This window comes from Pseudotabrizicola sp. (genome assembly GCF_030684215.1).
GTDB lineage: Bacteria > Pseudomonadota > Alphaproteobacteria > Rhodobacterales > Rhodobacteraceae > Pseudotabrizicola.
In genome coordinates, this window is record NZ_JAUXOV010000038.1 from 272,119 (window position 1) to 288,468 (window position 16,350).

Consider the following 16,350-nt stretch of genomic DNA (forward strand, 5'->3'; position numbering starts at 1 on the left):
CTCAGCGTTTGTAGGTGGTTGGATGGAAAGGAAGCGGGGTAACGATGACGGGCATGCGCTTGCCGCGCACTTCACCCTCCAGCGTCGTGCCGGGGGTGGCATGGCTGGCCGCCACATAGCCCATGGCGACGGGCGCGCTCACCGAGGGGCCAAAGCCGCCCGAGGTGACCTCGCCCAACGGGGTTCCGTCAGGGTCAAAAAGCTGCGTGCCTTCGCGCATCGGCGCGCGGGTTTGCGGCAACAGCCCGACGCGGCGGCGCTCCGGGCCGTGGTTCAGCTCATGCAAGATACGCTCGGCACCGGGAAAGCCTCCGGCGCGGTCCCCACCTGTGCGGCGGGATTTCTGAATCGCCCAGGTAAGCCCAGCCTCGACCGGGGAGGTCATGGTGTCGATGTCATGGCCATACAGGCACAACCCCGCTTCTAGCCGCAAACTGTCGCGCGCGCCAAGGCCGATGGGCATGACGCCATTGGTCGCCAGCAGGGTGCGGGCAAGGTCGGCTGCCCCACCATCGGGCACCGAAATTTCAAAGCCGTCTTCGCCGGTGTAGCCGGAACGGCTGACCCACATCGGGCCAAAGGCGGTGTCAAACACCCGTACATCCATGAACCGCATCTCGGCCACACCGGGCACCCAGGCGGCCAGCGCCGTCTCGGCCCCCGGCCCTTGCAGCGCCAGAAGCGCGCGGTCGGTGATGTGTTCCACCGTTGCAACGGATGACAGATGCGCCGTCATATGGGCCACATCGGCCTCTTTGCAGGCAGCGTTGACCACGACAAACAGATGATCGCCCCGGTTGGCAAACATCAGGTCGTCCAGAATGCCGCCCTGTTCATTGGTGAACAGGCCATAGCGCTGCCGCCCCTCGGCCAGACTGGCCACATCAACGGGCATCAGCGCCTCGAACGCGGCCACCAGCGTGGCCATGTCGCCCTTGGGCCGCAGGATCACCTGCCCCATGTGGGACACATCGAACAGACCGGCGGCAGCGCGCGTGTGCAGATGTTCTGTCATCACGCCGGCGGGATATTGCACAGGCATGAAGTACCCCGCAAAGGGCACCATCTTGCCACCAAGCGATGCATGCAGATCGTGCAGCACGAGCTGTTTCAGGTCAGACGTATTCAGGTCGGCCATTCCGCCCCCTCTTGTTCCGCCGGACAAGACATTCCGGCACCGTTCGGACAGACTGATCCCTGCCCTGCGATGCCCCCTCTGTCCCTGCCAGCTACGGCGCCTGAGATCATTATCCCTTCGGCGGGCCGCCCTGTTACGGGTGGGGCCACTCTCCAGAGTTCCGGTGCCAAGAACGGTCCCTTGCGCCTGAGAGTTTACCGGGGCGGTTGCTCCTTCGGCACCGAGACCAACGCAAGCGCTGCCCCGGATTCTCCCGATCCTGACAAGGCAGATCTAGCGCGGCCCTGCGCCAACTGACAAGAGGGAAAACGAAAGCGACGCATCAAACGGAAAAACCGACGCGCGGCGGCCTATGCCGGGTGCTGGTCGATCACCCGAAAGGCAAGCCACAAAGACACAATGCCAAACAGCACCCCGCCAAAAGCCTGGCCGATCAGCACGCCCTCGGCGCCCCAATAGGCTGCCAGCCAGATGGCAAAAGGCACGGTGCCCAAAGTGTGCCGGCCCCAGTTCAGCAAAGTGGACTGAAACGGGCGGCCAAGATTGTTGCACGCGGCGTTCGAGATGAACAAAAGCCCGTTGAAGAAAAACAGCAAACACAGCGGCCCGCAAAACAGGAACACCAGATCGCGGGTGACGCCTTCGGCATGAAACAGATCAGCAATCGGACCGCGCAAGCCGAACAGCAACAGCGTCACAATGCTGATCACCACCGCAGTAAAGATGACCGCATCCCAGACTGTGCGCCGCACCCGGTCCATCTGCCCGGCGCCTGCGTTCTGGCCGATAATCGGCCCCACCGCCCCCGCCAGCGCAAAGATCACCCCCAGGGCAACTGGCGTCAGCCGCCCCGTAATGGCCATGCCCGCCACCGCCGCCTCGCCATAAGGCGCGATCAGCCGGGTCACAAAAGCCTGCCCCACCGGCGTGGCCAACTGGGTAAGGATCGCTGGCCCGGCAATTCCGGCCATGGCGCCGGTGTCTTCGGTCAGCCCCGCCCCGGTCACAGCAGTGAACCCGCCATATCTGCGCCACAGCGGCCACAGCGCCATAACAGCAATCACCACACGCGACAGGTTCGCCGCCCAGGCCGCGCCCGAAAGCCCCCAGCCAAAGCCGAAGATCAGGATCGGGTCCGCAATCGCCATCGCCACCGCACCCCAAACGGTCACCATCATTGACCGCCGGGCATCGCCATGGCTGCGCAACACCCCCGCCCCGGTGATGCCCAGCATCAAAAACGGCTGCCCGATCATCGACAATCGCAGGTAATGCACCGTCGCCTCGGCCGTCGCCCCGGTTGCCCCCAGCAGGTCCACGATCGGCACCAACAGCGCCCAGACGACCCCGGTAAACGCCACCCCAAGCCCAAGCCCCAACAGCAGCCCATTGGTCGCCCGCCGCCGCGCCAGATAGGCATCGCGCTGGCCAAGCGCGCGCGCCACCACCGCAGACACCGCAATCGAAATCCCGATGCCAAAGCTGGTGGTAAAAAACAACACCGCCCCAGCATAGCCAACCGCCGCCGTCGCCACCGGATCCTGCAGCCATGAAATGTAAAGAATATTAATCAGATCAACGCTGAAAATCGCCATCAATCCGACCGAGGATGTCAGCGACATCACCACAACATGCCGCATCAGGCTGCCGGTCACGAACCGTGGCGTGGCTCCGCTTTCTCCGTTCACGACCGCACCATCCCGGCTTTCATCTTGGCAAAAATACACTCGGGGGGTCCGGGGGGCAGACAGCCCCCCGGCGCTTTCAGAAAGCAGTGCTCGGGCGTTCTGTAGCTCCCCGGTCGCCTTCAGCCAATCAAAGGCTGGGACGTTTGAGCAGCAACGGCAGCACATCGGCCATTTCAGGACCATGTTCCTGACCGGTCATCGCCTTGCGCAGCGGCATGAACAGGCCCTTGCCCTTGCGGCCCGTGGCCTCTTTCACCGCCGTCGTCCACTGGCCCCAAGTGTCGCGGGTCCAGGGCTGGGCAGGCAGCAGGTCAAACGCCTGCGCGACAAACGCGCGGTCCTCATCTGCAACCAAAGGTGTGGCTCCGTCGCGGAACAGGGTCCACCATCCCTCCAGATCAGCCAGCACGGTGATATTGCCGCGCGCCACCTCCCAGAACCCTTCGGCCTTGTCGGCGGGAACGCCCAGCGCCGCGATGCGCGCTTGCACAGCGCTGAACGGCAGGCCCTGCACATGATGGCGGGTCAGGGGGAACAGGTCTTCGGCGTCGAATTTGGTAGGGGCAGACCCGAAGCTGCCCACATCAAAGCCGTCAATCAGCTCGTCCATCGACCCGACCAGTTCCACCGGTTTGGAAGACCCCAGCCGCGCCATCAGGCTGAGAAGCGCCAACGGCTCCACTCCGCGCGCCCGCAGGTCGCGCAGGCTGAGCGTGCCAAGGCGTTTCGACAATTCCTCGCCCTGCGCGCCGGTCAACAGCGAATGGTGGGCGAAATCGGGCGGGGTGCCGCCCATCGCTTCCATGATCTGTATCTGTGTCGCGGTGTTGGTCACATGGTCTGCACCACGCACGATGAAAGTCACCCCCATATCAATGTCATCGACCGACGACGCAAAGGTATACAGCACCTGCCCATCCCCACGGATCAGCACCGGATCTGACACCGACGCCGCATCAATCGACACCGGGCCAAGGATGCCATCGGTCCATTCAATCCGGTTCTGGTTCAGCAAAAAGCGCCAGTATCCGGCGCGGCCCTCGGCCCGCAGTCTGGCTTTGTCATCTTCTGACAGGTGCAGTCCGGCGCGGTCATAGACCGGGGGCTTGCCCATGTTCAGCTGTTTTTTGCGCTTCAGGTCCAGTTCGACCGGGGACTCGAACACCTCATAGAACCGGGCCTTGGCCTTCAGGTCTTCGGCCGCCTCGCGGTAGCGGTCCATGCGCAGCGATTGCCGCTCTACCCGGTCCCAGTGCAGGCCCAGCCATTCCAGATCGGCCATGATCGCGTCAGAGTATTCCTGCTTTGACCGTTCCTGATCGGTATCATCCAGCCGCAGAATGAACTGACCGCCTGACTTGCGGGCGATCATGTAATTCATCAGCGCGGTGCGCAGATTGCCGACATGGATGTATCCAGTGGGCGACGGGGCGAAACGGGTAATCGTGGGGCGGGTCATCGGGGCTCTCCTGCAACCGCTTCTCCCTGTCACAGTGCCTGTGAATTGTCCAGTTTGCGCGCGGGGCTTCTCTGGCCCTGCGAGCGCGCTTATATCTGCCCCATGACCCATACCTCGCCCGGCGCGATTGCCCCCGACCTTGCCCTGATCGAACAGCTTGCACATGGCGCCATCGCGGGCCTGCCCGGCCCATATCGCGCTGCGGCCACACTGGTGCGCCTGCGGATCGAAGATTTCGCGCCAGATGAGATTCTGGAGGCGCTGGAGATTGACGATCCCTTTGACTTGACAGGGCTTTATGAGGGAATTCCGCTGACAGAAAAATCTATCACTGATCAACCGATGCAGCCCGATGTGATCTGGCTGTTCCGCAGGCCCATCTTGGATGAATGGCTCGACCGGGGGGATGTGTCGCTCCAAGAGCTGGTCACCCATGTTCTGGTGCATGAGCTGGCGCATCATTTCGGCTGGAGCGATGAGGATATCGCCCGCATTGATCCTTGGTGGGAATAGCGCAGGACATCAGATGCGCGTCAGCGCGCGACCAGCGCGCGCCACAGCACAGGCAATGACGGGGCTGTGAATGGCCCGTGACCTGATCGGGGCTACACTGCTCGGTGATTGCATCACAGGAGGTTTCTCTATGACAACGCCCAAAATGACCCGCCGTTCGGCCTTGTTCGCCGCTGCCGCCGCGCCTTTCGCACCTGCCCTGTTTTCCACCCCGGCCCATGCCGCCGCCGAGATGATGGGGGCCGCCATGCCATCCTTCAACCGTTTCAAGCTGGGTGGGTTTGAGGTGACGACGCTTTTGGTGGGCAGCCGCCCGCTGGAGAACCCGCAGGAAACATTCGGCACCAACGCTTCCCCAGAAGACTTCGCCGCGTTGTCCGAGGCAAACTTTATCCCTTCGAACATCAGCCAGAATTTCTTTACCCCCACCATCGTGAACACCGGCGCCGAACTGGTGCTGTTTGACACCGGACTTGCGCCCGACGCGATCACCGGGGTTCTAGCGGCTGCCGGGTATACGCCTGACCAGATTGACGTGGTGGTGCTGACCCATATGCATGGCGACCATATCGGCGGCATTGCGGGCGATGCCGGAGCGACCTTTGCCAACGCGCGCTATGTCACCGGATCTGTCGAGCATAACCACTGGACCACCGCCGGGAATGAGGGCTTTGACACCAAAGTGGCCCCGCTGAACGACCAGATGACATTCCTCGAGGATGGCGGTTCGGTGGTGTCTGGCGTGACCGCGATGGCCGCATTCGGCCACAGCCCCGGCCATATGGCCTATATGCTGGAAAGCGACGGTCAACGTCTGGCACTGATCGCCGATGCGGCCAACCACTATGTCTGGTCGCTGCAAAAGCCCGATTGGGAAGTGCGCTTTGACATGGACAAAGCCGCCGCCGCCGCAACACGCCGCGCGCTGTTTGGCATGCTGGCCACCGACAAAGTTCCGTTTGTGGGCTATCACATGCCCTTCCCCGGTATCGGCTATGCCGAGGCGATGGACGACGGGTTCCGCTATGTGCCGGTCAGCTATCAGATGATGCTGAATGGCTAATCAACAGTTCTGCCCATCGGGAAGACAGTCTTGACCAAGGCACCAAATGTAAAAGGCGCGGCAGGTTTTCCTGCCGCGCCTTTTAGGTCGTGCCGTAAGACAGATTATTCAGCGTCTTCAGCGTTGTCTTCCGACCGCAGACCCGACGGGGCCGCAATGTTGGCGATGACAAAATTGCGCGCGATCGACGGCTTGACGCCCTCGGGCAGCACAACGTCGTCGATGTGGATGACGTCGCCGATGTTCTTGCCAGTCAGGTCAACCGTGATGTGATCCGGGATATCCCCGGCGGTCACTTCCAGTTCGACTTCCTGACGCACAACGGTCAGCGTGCCGCCACGCTTCAGGCCGGGAGCCTTGTCCTGATTCTCAAAGTTCACGTGAATGAACAGGTTGATCCGCGACGTGCGGCGCAGGCGCATCAGGTCGACGTGGGTCGGAAGATCCTTGACCACATCACGCTGCACACCGCGGCAAATCACGCGGACGTCTTCCTGACCTTCAACTTTCAGGTTGAACAGCGTCGAAAGGAAACGACCTTTGCGCAGTTTGGTCAGAAGATAGTTGTATTTGATGTTAAGCGGTTGCGGGTCTACACCACCACCGTAAACAATACCGGGCACGAGTTGCTCACGACGAGCTTGACGGGCGGCCCCCTTGCCTGTCCCCGTACGTGCCTCGGCGATCAGATCAGGGATCTCACCAGCCATTGCAGTTCTCCATATAAATAAGTCCACTGCCCTCCAAGGGTGCGCAGCGCGACCGGGGGGCTATAGCGGGGAATCAGCGCGGGGGAAAGTGTAAATCGCCTTTGGTCATTGACCCCTGAACCATCGCCTGCGCCAGATCTGCAATCGTGCGCCTTGCAAAGTGGCGGCGCAGCACCGCTTCTGCCTCGGCCACCGCTTCGGTCATGGTGGAATGCAGCGCAGCGACGATGGCGCAGCCCTGCTCCGCCACAATCGGTTCAACCGTCATCAGCGGTGCGCCGATTGCCGCGTAGACATCGGCCACGGTGATGCTGTCGGCCGGTTTCGCCAGCCGCCAGCCGCCCGCATGGCCCTTGCCCGACACCACAATTCCCTGCACCCGCAACAGGCCCAGTACGCGGCGCACCACTACCGGGTTGGTGGCGTTGTGTCCGGCAATCACCTCTGACGTAAACGTCTGATCCGGGACCGCCGCCATATGGCCCAGCGTGTGCAGGGCGAGAGATAGCTTGTTGTTCCGCTTCATGTAACTATTGTAGTTACATGATTCGTTTAAGGCAAGGAAAAGTCATGGGCAACGATATTGATGTGGCGATCGTGGGTGGCAGCTTTGCCGGATTGGCGGCGGGCCTGATGCTAGCCCGGGCGAGACGACGGATTGTCGTGTTTGACGAAGGCCACACCCGCAACCGCTTTGCCGATGCAGGCCATGGGTTTTTTGGCATGGACGGACTACCCCCGGCCGAGATGCAACGGCGCGGGCAGTCTGATCTGCTCAGTTATCCCAGCGCCCGCATTATGGCTGCGCGTGTCAACGCAATCAGCGGCCAAGATGGGGATTTCATCATAAACGCCAGTGAGAACTGGCGCGCAAAAAAGGTGATCCTTGCCCATGGCATGCGTGACATTCTGCCCGACATTCCGGGGCTGGCGACAGGTTGGGGTCAATGGGCCATGCAATGCCCCTATTGCCACGGCTATGAGGTCGCCGACCAGCCGACCGGCATCCTGATGACCAGCGCGACCGCACCGCATCACCTGACCATGCTGCGCGACTGGACCGATGACTTGGCGCTGTTTTGCAACGGCCACCCCTTGCCGGATGAAGCGCGCGCCAAGGCAAAGGCTTGGGGCATTCCGGTTTATGACATGCCAGTGGTTGCCATCAAGGATGACGGCGCTTCCCGCAGCATACTGCTCGCAGATGGGGTGCAGGTGCAGCGGGCGGTGTTGTATTTAGTGTCTCAATCTGAACCGTCCAGCGACCTTCCCGCCCAACTGGGCTGTGCGATGGAACAGGGCATGACAGGCCCCTTTGTCAGTGTGGACATGATGCAGCGCACCTCTGTGGCCGGGGTGTTTGCGGCGGGCGATCTGTGCCGCCCGATGTATGGCGCGCTGTTTGCTGCGGCCGATGGGGCAAGAGCAGGCACCGCCACGCATCACGCATTGCTGTTTCCCGAGCCATAAACGACCCTCGCATGTCGCCGGCAAACTGCTCTGGGTCGCCCAAAGGATGGCGGCGCGAAGGGGGCTCTGCTAGACGCAGCAGGCAAGAACGGAGTCCCCCCTATGACCAATATCCTGACAGTCGCGCGTGCGCCGCTGGCGGCTTTTGCTGCCATGGGGGTGGTCTGGGGCACCTTTGCAGCGGCTTTGCCCGACATAAAGGCGATGCTGGGGGTGGACGAGGCCGAGCTTGGTCTGCTGTTGCTGTTCACCCCGCTGGCAGCGGTCACCGCCATGCTGTTGGCCCCGGCTTTTGGCGCGGCGATGGGGCGGATGGCCTTGCCTTTGGCGGCTGTGACAATGGGTCTGGGCATCGCATTGCCGGGGCAGACCGCCAGCTTGTTGTTGTTTCCGCTGGCTATGATGGTTTGCGGCGCGGGGACCGGCCTGACCGATGTTTTGATGAATGCCCGCGTGGCCGAGCTGGAAAACACCCGCAAGATCCACCTGATGAACCTGTGCCATGCGGCCTACAGCTTTGGTTATGCGGGTGCGGCGATTGGCACCGGGGCTATGCGGGGGGCGGAATGGGGGCCGGGTTGGGTGCTGGGCACCATGGCGCTGGTCGCCGGGGGGCTTGCGTTGAACACTTGGGAACACGATGGCAAGATTGACGGCCTGCGCAAACCTAAAGGGCCGGGCGTGGCCGGGTTGGGCCTGTTGCCTGTGCTGGGCGGCGGCGTGGTGCTGATCGCCTTTATGACCGAGAACGCAGCCGAGGCATGGTCGGCGTTGCATATCGAGAAGACCCTTGGCGGCAGCCCCGAACAGGGTGCGCTGGGGCCAGCGGCGCTTGCGCTGACCATGGGGTTTGCCCGGTTGGCAGGGCAAGGGCTGGTGTCACGCGTTAACCCGTATCGGCTGCTCACGGGTGGGGCTGTGATTGCGGCAATCGGGGCAATGGGGGCTGCGGCGGCACAGACGCCGATGATGGCCTATGCCGGGTTCATCGTGATGGGGCTTGGCGCATCTGTCATCGCCCCCACCGCCTTTTCGCTTGTCGGCAGGCTGGCCCGGCCAGAGGCACGGGCGCGCGCCGTCGCACGCGCCACCTTGTTTGGCTATTTCGGCTATTTCTTCGGCCCGCCGATGCTAGGCTTTATCGCCGGAAGCTTCGGGCTGCGTATGGCCTTTGTCTTTGCCGCCTGCCTGCTGCTGGCAGTGCTGGTCCTGTCGCCACTGATGGCGCGCACAAACCGATGATTACTGCCAGCCGTCAGAGAAATCCTTGGGGATCAGAAGATTGTGGCGACCAAGGTTGTGAACATCGCGCTCACCACACAGCGCCATGGTGGTGTCCAATTCCTTGCGGATCACCTCCAGCGATTTGGTAACCCCGGCCTCTCCCATTGCGCCCAGCCCGTAGATGTAACTGCGGCCAATCATGGTGCCTTTTGCCCCCATCGCCAGCGCCTTCAACACATCCTGACCCGAGCGGATGCCTGAATCCATCCAGACCTCCACCCGGTCACCCACGGCATCTACGATGCGCGGCAACATGCGGATCGACGATGTCGCTCCGTCCAGCTGCCGCCCGCCATGGTTTGACACGATAATCGCATCAGCCCCGAAATCGGCGGCTTTGCGGGCGTCATCCTCGTCCAGAATCCCCTTGATGATGAACTTGCCGCCCCATTGGTCACGGATGCGGGCGATCTTGGTCCAGTCCAGTTGCGGATCGAACTGATCAGAAATCCAGCTCATCAGGCTGGAGGTATCCCCGACCCCCTTCACATGGCCAACGATATTGCCGAACTGGCGGCGTTTGGTGCCCAGCATCTCCAGCCCCCAACCCCATTTGGTGGCAAGGTCCAGCAGCACAGGCAAAGTCAGTTTCGGGGGGGCAGACAGCCCGTTTTTCAGATCCTTGTGCCGCTGGCCAAGAATTTGCAGATCAAGCGTCAGCACCAGCGCAGAACACTTGGCATCCTTGGCACGCTGGATGATGCGATCAACGAAATCTTCGTCCTGCATGACGTACAGCTGAAACCAGAACGGCTCAGGCGAGTTGGCCGCGACATCTTCGATGGAACAGATCGACATTGTGGAAAGGGTGAAAGGCACACCGAATTTGGCAGCGGCACGGGCAGATTTGATCTCGCCATCGGCGGCCTGCATTCCTGTAAGACCAACCGGCGCAAGGGCGACGGGCATCGTGACCGGAAACCCTGCCATGGTGCTGGCGACATTGCGGCCCAGCATATCCACGGCGACCTTCTGGCGCAGGTGCAGCTGCGCAAAATCCGACGTGTTTTCGCGAAAGGTCTGCTCGGTATAGCTGCCCGATTCCGCATAGTCGTAGAACATCTTGGGGGTACGACGTTTGTAGATCCGCTTTAGATCCTCAATGCAAGTAATCACCGGCATCACCACCCCCTCGGTTTTGGTAAGCCCGTGTTACCAATTGGCAAGGCTCAGCGCAATTGCAAAGACAAGATGGCCAAACACGGTTCCCCCCTTCGCCAAGATGCGCTAGCACCCGCAGTTAAGACAGGAGTTCATCATGACAGCAGCGGTATTCATTGACGGCGAGGCAGGCACAACGGGGTTGCAAATCCGTGAGCGTCTGATCGGGCGCAAGGATATTCAGTTGGTGCAGGTGGACCCGGCGCGGCGCAAAGACCCCGACGCCCGGCGTGAGGCGTTTGCCGCCGCTGATGTCGCAATCCTGTGCCTGCCCGATGCGGCGGCGATAGAAGCGGTGGCGCTGTGCGAAGGCCTGCCCACGCGGATCATCGATGCCAGCACTGCCTATCGCGTCAACCCGGAATGGGCTTACGGCTTTGCCGAACTGTCGGCGGCCAACCAGGCGCGGATCGTGTCCGCCGCCCGCGTCTCCAACCCCGGCTGCTTTTCAACCGGGGCGATTGCCTTGCTGGCACCTCTGGTTGCGGCGGGGCTGGTTGCCCCGGATGCGGCGCTTACGATCAACGCGGTGTCGGGATATTCCGGCGGCGGAAAAGCGATGATTGCCGAGTTTGACGAAGGCACGGCGGGCGCGTTTTTTGTGTATGGCCTGGACCACAAGCACAAGCATATTCCTGAAATGATGGCGCATACCGGGCTGTCACGGCGGCCGATCTTTATTCCGTCGGTGGGTAAGTTTGCCCAAGGCATGATCGTTCAGATCCCGCTGCATCTGGCGGCAGGCCAGACGGCCGGTGACCTGCACGCCGCACTCAGCGCGCATTATGCGGGCGGGTCGTTTGTGAAAGTGGTCGACGGGGCCAGCCTGCTGCCCCGCGTCAACCCTGAGCGGCTGAACGGCACCAATGTGATGGAACTCTCAGTCCATGCCAGTGCAGAAGGCGACCGCGTAGCTCTGCTGGCCACGCTGGACAACCTTGGCAAAGGCGCCTCGGGGGCGGCGGTGCAGAACCTAAACCTGATGCTGGGCATGGACGAAGGCGCCGGGTTGTAGCGCGGGTTTCCCTCTGCGCTACAAGACATATAATAGTTTAAGATCAAAATCTTAGCTAAATTATTTGTACGTTTTGTTAGCCATTGCCCGCCCCCCTTCTGACCGGATACCGGCGCGGATGGGGGGCTTTGGGGATAGACAGCGCGGCGCGCTTGCGCCTAGGGTTCGGGCCAACTCCGCTTTTTGCCCGAGAAATATCCCGATCATGCCACACGCCCCCCTGAACGACGCCTTTGTGATCCGCACGGAACAGGACCTGCGGACTCTGTTCCCGGCGACGCATGACCTGGCGCTGCGAAAATGCCAGGACCATCTGGACAAACATGCGCGCGAATTTGTATCGCGCGCGCCCTTTGTCTGCATTGGCACCCAATCCCCTGATGGGCGCGCCGATGTCAGCCCGCGCGGCGACCCCTGCGGCTTTGTGAAGGTGCTGGATGACCGGACCCTGCTGATCCCGGATCGGCCCGGCAATAACCGGCTGGACACGCTGAGCAATCTGATCGCCAACCCGGCCATTGGCCTGCTGTTCATGGTACCGGGGTTTGACGACACGTTGCGGATCAACGGGCACGCACAGGTGACTCGCGACCCGGATCTGCTGTCCGGTCTGGCGGTGAACGACCGGCTGCCCATGGTGGCCATCGTGGTCAGCGTGAAGGAAGTGTTCCTGCACTGCGCCAAGGCGTTCCGCCGGTCTGGCCTGTGGAACCCGGATCAGCGGCAGGATCGGCGCGAGATGCCATCGCTGGTGCATATGATCCTGGACCAGACCACGGGTGCGCCAGAACACCCGGATACACTTGCAAAGCTGGAAAGCGATCTTGAGGACGCCTATCGCAAGTCGATGTATTGAGGCGAAATCCGGGCGGGGCGCAGGGGCGCGCCAGAGCGCTCATCGTTCACTTGCGGTCACTCTTCGCGAGACGCGACCGTCAGGGAGCGTGGAGAGCGCGGCAGGTCAGGCGGCATGCGCCCCTGCCGCCAGAGCCGCGACATTCGCCAGCACCTCGGCCACAGGTTTCCCTGCGCCAATATCTTTCACAATCGCAGAGCCAACCACGCAACCATCAGCCACGCCTGCAATCGCCTGCGCCGCCTCTGGCGTGTTGATGCCAAAGCCGACAATCACCGGAAGGTCGGTCGATTCCTTGATACGCGCCACCTCTGGCCCCACATCCGCTGCTTGCGCGGCGGCCGCGCCGGTGATCCCGGTGACAGAGACGTAATACACAAAACCCGACGTGTTTTTCAACACAGCGGGCAAACGTTTGGCGTCGGTGGTCGGAGTGGCCAGCCGGATGAAGTTCAACCCTGCGGCCTGTGCGGGCAGGCACAGTTCGGAATCTTCTTCAGGCGGCAGGTCAACCACGATCAAGCCGTCGATGCCGGCCCCCACCGCATCAACCAGAAAACGATCCACCCCGCGCGCATAGATCGGGTTGTAATAGCCCATCAGCACAATGGGCGTGGTGGTGTCAGTGCTGCGGAAATCGCGCACCATATCCAGCACCTGATCCATCTTCATGTGATGGTCCAGTGCGCGCTGCCCCGCCAGCTGGATCGTCGGGCCATCCGCCATCGGATCAGTAAAGGGCATACCCAGTTCGATGATATCGACCCCTGCCCCCGGCAGACCCTTCATCACGGCCAGCGAGGTGGCCACATCAGGGTCACCCGCCATGATGTAGGCGACGAAGCCCTTTTTCCCCTGCGTGCGCAGGCGTGCGAAGGTTGCGTCGATTCTGGTCATGTCTGGCCTCATCCCGTTTGTCCCTTTGCGGTTTGCACGGGCGGGCGGGGAAAATCAATGCCAGTCAAACTTTGGGGGCACGAGCGCGGCCTGCTTGATCCCGCGCCATATCGCGCTTATGAGCCAATCCATTGCGGAATGGAGAATATCATGGGTTTCAAAATGGGTATCGTGGGTCTGCCGAATGTCGGCAAATCGACCCTGTTCAATGCACTGACCCGGACCGCAGCGGCGCAGGCTGCGAATTTTCCGTTCTGCACCATTGAACCCAACGTCGGCGAAGTCGCGGTGCCCGATGCGCGACTGGACAAGCTGGCGGCGATTGCCGGGTCAAAGCAGATCATTCCGACGCGGATGACCTTTGTTGATATCGCAGGCCTGGTGCGCGGCGCGTCAAAGGGTGAGGGGTTGGGCAACCAGTTCCTTGCCAATATCCGCGAATGCGATTCCATCGCCCATGTGTTGCGTTGCTTTGAAGACGGCGACATCACCCATGTCGAGGGCCGGATCGACCCGGTCGCAGATGCCGAAACGATTGAAACCGAATTGATGCTGGCCGATCTGGAAAGCATCGAGCGCCGCCGCGTCAATCTGGGCCGCAAAATCAAGGGTGGCGACAAGGAAAGCGCCGATCAGGACCGCTTGCTTGCCATGGCCCAAAAGGTGCTGGAAGAGGGCAAACCCGCCCGCACCATCGACGTCGCCGCCGACGACATGCGCGCATGGCGCCTCCTGCAACTGCTGACTGCCAAGCCGGTGCTATATGTCTGCAATGTCGAAGAATCGTCTGCCGCCTCGGGCAACAGCCAATCAGCCCGTGTCGCCGAAATGGCAAAGGCCCAAGGTGCCGCAACCGTCGTGATCTCTGCCCGGATCGAGGAAGAAATCAGCCAGCTTCCCGAAGATGAAGCCACGATGTTCCTTGAAGAAATGGGCCTGCATGAAGCCGGGCTGGACCGGCTGATCCGCGCGGGCTACGAATTGCTGGGCTTGCAGACCTATTTCACCGTCGGCCCGAAAGAGGCCCGAGCCTGGACCATCCTGAAAGGCACCCTCGCGCCACAGGCGGCAGGGGTGATTCACGGCGACTTTGAAAAGGGCTTCATCCGTTCCGAAACCATCGCCTATGTCGATTACATCGCTGGCAAGGGCGAAGCTGGCGCGAAAGAGGCAGGCAAATTCCGCGTAGAAGGCAAGGCCTACGAGGTCAAAGACGGCGACGTGCTGCACTTCCTGTTCAGCGGCTGACAGGCCCGTTTGCCAAAAAACAGCCTCCCACGTTGGGAACCAGAAGCTGGTTTGCGGTGAAATCTGTCTTGGTTTGCAACGGAAAAAGCGGACCTGTGCAGCGCAGGCCCGCTTGCATCACAAGCCCCACAACCAAGCAATCGGACCGTCCCCACGGCCGGCATCGAACCGGCAAGCCATACGGCGGGAGATTTTAAGTCTCCTGTGTTTACCAATTTCACCACGTGGGGTGACGGGTCCGAGGCTGCCCTTTATCAACTCACGTCAAGCCGATCAATCGGCCTTTAACAGCACCCACGCAGCTTTTGCCGACCATGGTCCGGAGCTCAGTGTGCCTGGAACAGCGCGGGTCTGTCTGTCAGGCGCAACGACTGTTCAAACACTTAACCGATGACGGGTGGCCAACAGTACGCCTGAAACGCATTTACCAAGCCAATCGCCATCGCCGCAGCGCGGCAATTGACATGGACCCGCATCCTCCGCTTTATGGCGCAAAGCTCATACCGGAAAGGTCACCATGAAAAAGGTCTATCCAGATGCCCGATCAGCGCTCGACGGGTTGCTGTTTGATGGGATGCTCATCGCTGCTGGGGGCTTTGGCCTGTGCGGCATTCCTGAACTGCTGATCGCGGCGATCCGGGATGCGGGCACCAAAAACCTGACCGTTGCGTCCAACAACGCGGGCGTTGACGGCTTTGGCCTTGGCGTGCTGCTGGAAACCCGGCAGGTCAGCAAAATGATCTCCAGTTACGTCGGCGAAAACGCCGAATTCATGCGCCAATACCTGTCTGGTGAGCTGGAGCTGGAATTCAACCCACAAGGCACGCTGGCTGAACGGATGCGCGCGGGTGGCGCGGGCATTCCCGGTTTCTACACCAAGACCGGCGTTGGCACGGTGATCGCGACCGGCAAACCGGTGATGAATTTCGACGGTCAGGATTACATCATGGAACGCGGCATCGTCGCCGACCTGTCGATCGTCAAGGCGTGGAAGGCCGATCCGTCGGGCAATCTGATCTTTCGCAAGACCGCGCGCAACTTCAACCCACCTGCCGCCACCTGCGGCAAGATCTGCGTGGTCGAGGTCGAAGAAATCGTACCGCTGGGCGCGCTTGACCCCGACACGATCCACCTGCCCGGCATCTATGTACACCGTATCATTCAAGGCCAGCACGAAAAGCGCATCGAACAACGTACCGTCAGAAAGGCATCCTGATCATGTGGGACCGCAACCAGATGGCCGCCCGCGCGGCGCTTGAACTGCAGGACGGCTGGTACGTGAACCTTGGCATCGGCATCCCGACGCTGGTGTCGAACTACATCCCCGAGGGGGTGGAGGTGACGCTGCAATCGGAAAACGGCATGCTGGGCATGGGGCCGTTCCCGCTTGAGGGCGAGGAAGACGCCGACCTGATCAACGCAGGCAAGCAGACGATCACCGAACTGCCGCAGACCGCGTTCTTTGATTCTGCCCAATCCTTCGCGATGATCCGCGGCGGCAAGATCGCCATGGCCATCCTTGGCGCGATGGAAGTGGCGGAAAACGGCGATCTGGCGAACTGGATGATTCCCGGCAAGCTGGTCAAGGGCATGGGCGGCGCGATGGATCTGGTCGCCGGCGTCGGTCGCGTGGTGGTGGTGATGGACCACACCAGCAAACACGGCGAGTCCAAAGTGCTCAAATCCTGCACCCTGCCGCTGACTGGCCGCGCGGTCGTGGACCGCATCATCACCAACCTCGGCGTGCTCGATGTCGTCCCCGGCGGCCTGAGACTCGTCGAACTGGCTGATGGCGTGACCGAAGCCGACCTGCGCGCCGCCACAGAGGCCACGATTGTCGACTGAGCC

At 61.6% G+C, this 16,350-nt stretch carries 16 protein-coding genes, 1 tRNA gene and 1 riboswitch; of the genes, 9 read left to right on the forward strand and 8 right to left on the reverse strand.

Features of this window, described 5'->3' with window-relative positions:
• Position 1: 1 nt before the first annotated feature.
• The 3 genes from gcvT to gltX form a co-directional block, all read right to left on the reverse strand.
• Complete coding sequence (gene gcvT, locus Q8K08_RS07625; RefSeq protein WP_305249668.1) at positions 2–1,138, reverse strand: glycine cleavage system aminomethyltransferase GcvT; 1,137 nt, start codon at positions 1,136–1,138, stop codon at positions 2–4.
• Positions 1,139–1,301: 163 nt separating this feature from the next.
• A riboswitch (glycine riboswitch) is annotated at positions 1,302–1,404 on the reverse strand.
• A gap of 84 nt (positions 1,405–1,488) precedes the next feature.
• Entirely contained in the window at positions 1,489–2,826 is a 1,338-nt protein-coding gene (locus tag Q8K08_RS07630) for an MATE family efflux transporter (RefSeq protein WP_304802218.1), read from the reverse strand.
• 127 nt (positions 2,827–2,953) lie between these two features.
• Positions 2,954–4,285, reverse strand: coding sequence for a glutamate--tRNA ligase (gene gltX / locus Q8K08_RS07635; RefSeq protein WP_304802219.1), 1,332 nt, complete (start codon positions 4,283–4,285; stop codon positions 2,954–2,956).
• A gap of 102 nt (positions 4,286–4,387) precedes the next feature.
• Between gltX and Q8K08_RS07640 the strand changes: the two genes are divergently transcribed.
• Together Q8K08_RS07640 and Q8K08_RS07645 are read left to right on the forward strand one after the other, a co-directional pair.
• Entirely contained in the window at positions 4,388–4,798 is a 411-nt protein-coding gene (locus tag Q8K08_RS07640) for a metallopeptidase family protein (RefSeq protein WP_304802220.1), read from the forward strand.
• Positions 4,799–4,928: 130 nt separating this feature from the next.
• Positions 4,929–5,861, forward strand: a complete 933-nt coding sequence (locus Q8K08_RS07645; RefSeq protein ID WP_305249669.1) for an MBL fold metallo-hydrolase — start codon at positions 4,929–4,931, stop codon at positions 5,859–5,861.
• A gap of 104 nt (positions 5,862–5,965) precedes the next feature.
• On the opposite strand, the gene Q8K08_RS07650 is transcribed toward Q8K08_RS07645, so the two are convergent.
• Both Q8K08_RS07650 and Q8K08_RS07655 read right to left on the reverse strand, forming a co-directional pair.
• Positions 5,966–6,571, reverse strand: coding sequence for a 50S ribosomal protein L25/general stress protein Ctc (locus Q8K08_RS07650; RefSeq protein ID WP_304802222.1), 606 nt, complete (start codon positions 6,569–6,571; stop codon positions 5,966–5,968).
• Between the two features lie 73 nt (positions 6,572–6,644).
• The gene (locus Q8K08_RS07655) at positions 6,645–7,097 is read right to left on the reverse strand and encodes an Rrf2 family transcriptional regulator (protein WP_305249670.1); all 453 of its coding nucleotides are present in this window, start codon (positions 7,095–7,097) and stop codon (positions 6,645–6,647) included.
• A 44-nt stretch (positions 7,098–7,141) separates the two neighbouring features.
• Here Q8K08_RS07655 and Q8K08_RS07660 point away from each other — a divergent pair, with 44 nt between their 5' ends.
• Together Q8K08_RS07660 and Q8K08_RS07665 are read left to right on the forward strand one after the other, a co-directional pair.
• Positions 7,142–8,041, forward strand: a complete 900-nt coding sequence (locus Q8K08_RS07660; RefSeq protein ID WP_305249671.1) for an NAD(P)/FAD-dependent oxidoreductase — start codon at positions 7,142–7,144, stop codon at positions 8,039–8,041.
• A 102-nt stretch (positions 8,042–8,143) separates the two neighbouring features.
• Positions 8,144–9,283, forward strand: a complete 1,140-nt coding sequence (locus Q8K08_RS07665) for an MFS transporter (RefSeq protein WP_304802225.1) — start codon at positions 8,144–8,146, stop codon at positions 9,281–9,283.
• On the opposite strand, the gene Q8K08_RS07670 is transcribed toward Q8K08_RS07665, so the two are convergent.
• Positions 9,284–10,447: an alpha-hydroxy acid oxidase gene (locus Q8K08_RS07670; protein WP_304802226.1), complete on the reverse strand. Its 1,164-nt coding sequence runs from the start codon at positions 10,445–10,447 to the stop codon at positions 9,284–9,286.
• A 136-nt stretch (positions 10,448–10,583) separates the two neighbouring features.
• Between Q8K08_RS07670 and argC the strand changes: the two genes are divergently transcribed.
• Together argC and Q8K08_RS07680 are read left to right on the forward strand one after the other, a co-directional pair.
• Positions 10,584–11,501 (forward strand): N-acetyl-gamma-glutamyl-phosphate reductase, encoded by a 918-nt coding sequence (argC, locus tag Q8K08_RS07675; protein WP_304802227.1) that lies wholly within the window; start codon positions 10,584–10,586, stop codon positions 11,499–11,501.
• 205 nt (positions 11,502–11,706) lie between these two features.
• Complete coding sequence (locus Q8K08_RS07680; protein ID WP_304802228.1) at positions 11,707–12,357, forward strand: pyridoxamine 5'-phosphate oxidase family protein; 651 nt, start codon at positions 11,707–11,709, stop codon at positions 12,355–12,357.
• Between the two features lie 105 nt (positions 12,358–12,462).
• On the opposite strand, the gene trpA is transcribed toward Q8K08_RS07680, so the two are convergent.
• Positions 12,463–13,254: a tryptophan synthase subunit alpha gene (trpA, locus tag Q8K08_RS07685; protein ID WP_305249672.1), complete on the reverse strand. Its 792-nt coding sequence runs from the start codon at positions 13,252–13,254 to the stop codon at positions 12,463–12,465.
• A 150-nt stretch (positions 13,255–13,404) separates the two neighbouring features.
• Here trpA and ychF point away from each other — a divergent pair, with 150 nt between their 5' ends.
• Positions 13,405–14,502: a redox-regulated ATPase YchF gene (ychF, locus tag Q8K08_RS07690; protein WP_304801232.1), complete on the forward strand. Its 1,098-nt coding sequence runs from the start codon at positions 13,405–13,407 to the stop codon at positions 14,500–14,502.
• A 148-nt stretch (positions 14,503–14,650) separates the two neighbouring features.
• On the opposite strand, the gene Q8K08_RS07695 is transcribed toward ychF, so the two are convergent.
• Positions 14,651–14,732 (reverse strand) — tRNA-Leu (locus Q8K08_RS07695).
• Between the two features lie 287 nt (positions 14,733–15,019).
• Between Q8K08_RS07695 and Q8K08_RS07700 the strand changes: the two genes are divergently transcribed.
• A complete protein-coding gene (locus Q8K08_RS07700; RefSeq protein ID WP_304801212.1) occupies positions 15,020–15,718 on the forward strand; it encodes a CoA transferase subunit A in 699 nt (232 codons plus the stop codon).
• Complete coding sequence (locus Q8K08_RS07705) at positions 15,718–16,347, forward strand: 3-oxoacid CoA-transferase subunit B (protein WP_304801234.1); 630 nt, start codon at positions 15,718–15,720, stop codon at positions 16,345–16,347. Before Q8K08_RS07700 ends, Q8K08_RS07705 begins: the two co-directional genes overlap by 1 nt.
• Positions 16,348–16,350 lie beyond the last annotated feature (3 nt).

Bases quoted from the DNA above. Each gene is read 5' to 3' on its own strand.
- Q8K08_RS07660 (WP_305249671.1), top strand. From the start codon at position 7,142: ATGGGCAACGATATTGATGTGGCGATCGTGGGTGGCAGCTTTGCCGGA.
- Q8K08_RS07700 (WP_304801212.1), top strand. From the start codon at position 15,020: ATGAAAAAGGTCTATCCAGATGCCCGATCAGCGCTCGACGGGTTGCTG.
- gcvT (WP_305249668.1), bottom strand. From the start codon at position 1,138: ATGGCCGACCTGAATACGTCTGACCTGAAACAGCTCGTGCTGCACGAT.
- Q8K08_RS07680 (WP_304802228.1), top strand. From the start codon at position 11,707: ATGCCACACGCCCCCCTGAACGACGCCTTTGTGATCCGCACGGAACAG.
- trpA (WP_305249672.1), bottom strand. From the start codon at position 13,254: ATGACCAGAATCGACGCAACCTTCGCACGCCTGCGCACGCAGGGGAAA.
- Q8K08_RS07650 (WP_304802222.1), bottom strand. From the start codon at position 6,571: ATGGCTGGTGAGATCCCTGATCTGATCGCCGAGGCACGTACGGGGACA.
- Q8K08_RS07640 (WP_304802220.1), top strand. From the start codon at position 4,388: ATGACCCATACCTCGCCCGGCGCGATTGCCCCCGACCTTGCCCTGATC.
- Q8K08_RS07655 (WP_305249670.1), bottom strand. From the start codon at position 7,097: ATGAAGCGGAACAACAAGCTATCTCTCGCCCTGCACACGCTGGGCCAT.
- Q8K08_RS07665 (WP_304802225.1), top strand. From the start codon at position 8,144: ATGACCAATATCCTGACAGTCGCGCGTGCGCCGCTGGCGGCTTTTGCT.
- Q8K08_RS07645 (WP_305249669.1), top strand. From the start codon at position 4,929: ATGACAACGCCCAAAATGACCCGCCGTTCGGCCTTGTTCGCCGCTGCC.
- argC (WP_304802227.1), top strand. From the start codon at position 10,584: ATGACAGCAGCGGTATTCATTGACGGCGAGGCAGGCACAACGGGGTTG.
- Q8K08_RS07670 (WP_304802226.1), bottom strand. From the start codon at position 10,447: ATGCCGGTGATTACTTGCATTGAGGATCTAAAGCGGATCTACAAACGT.
- gltX (WP_304802219.1), bottom strand. From the start codon at position 4,285: ATGACCCGCCCCACGATTACCCGTTTCGCCCCGTCGCCCACTGGATAC.
- ychF (WP_304801232.1), top strand. From the start codon at position 13,405: ATGGGTTTCAAAATGGGTATCGTGGGTCTGCCGAATGTCGGCAAATCG.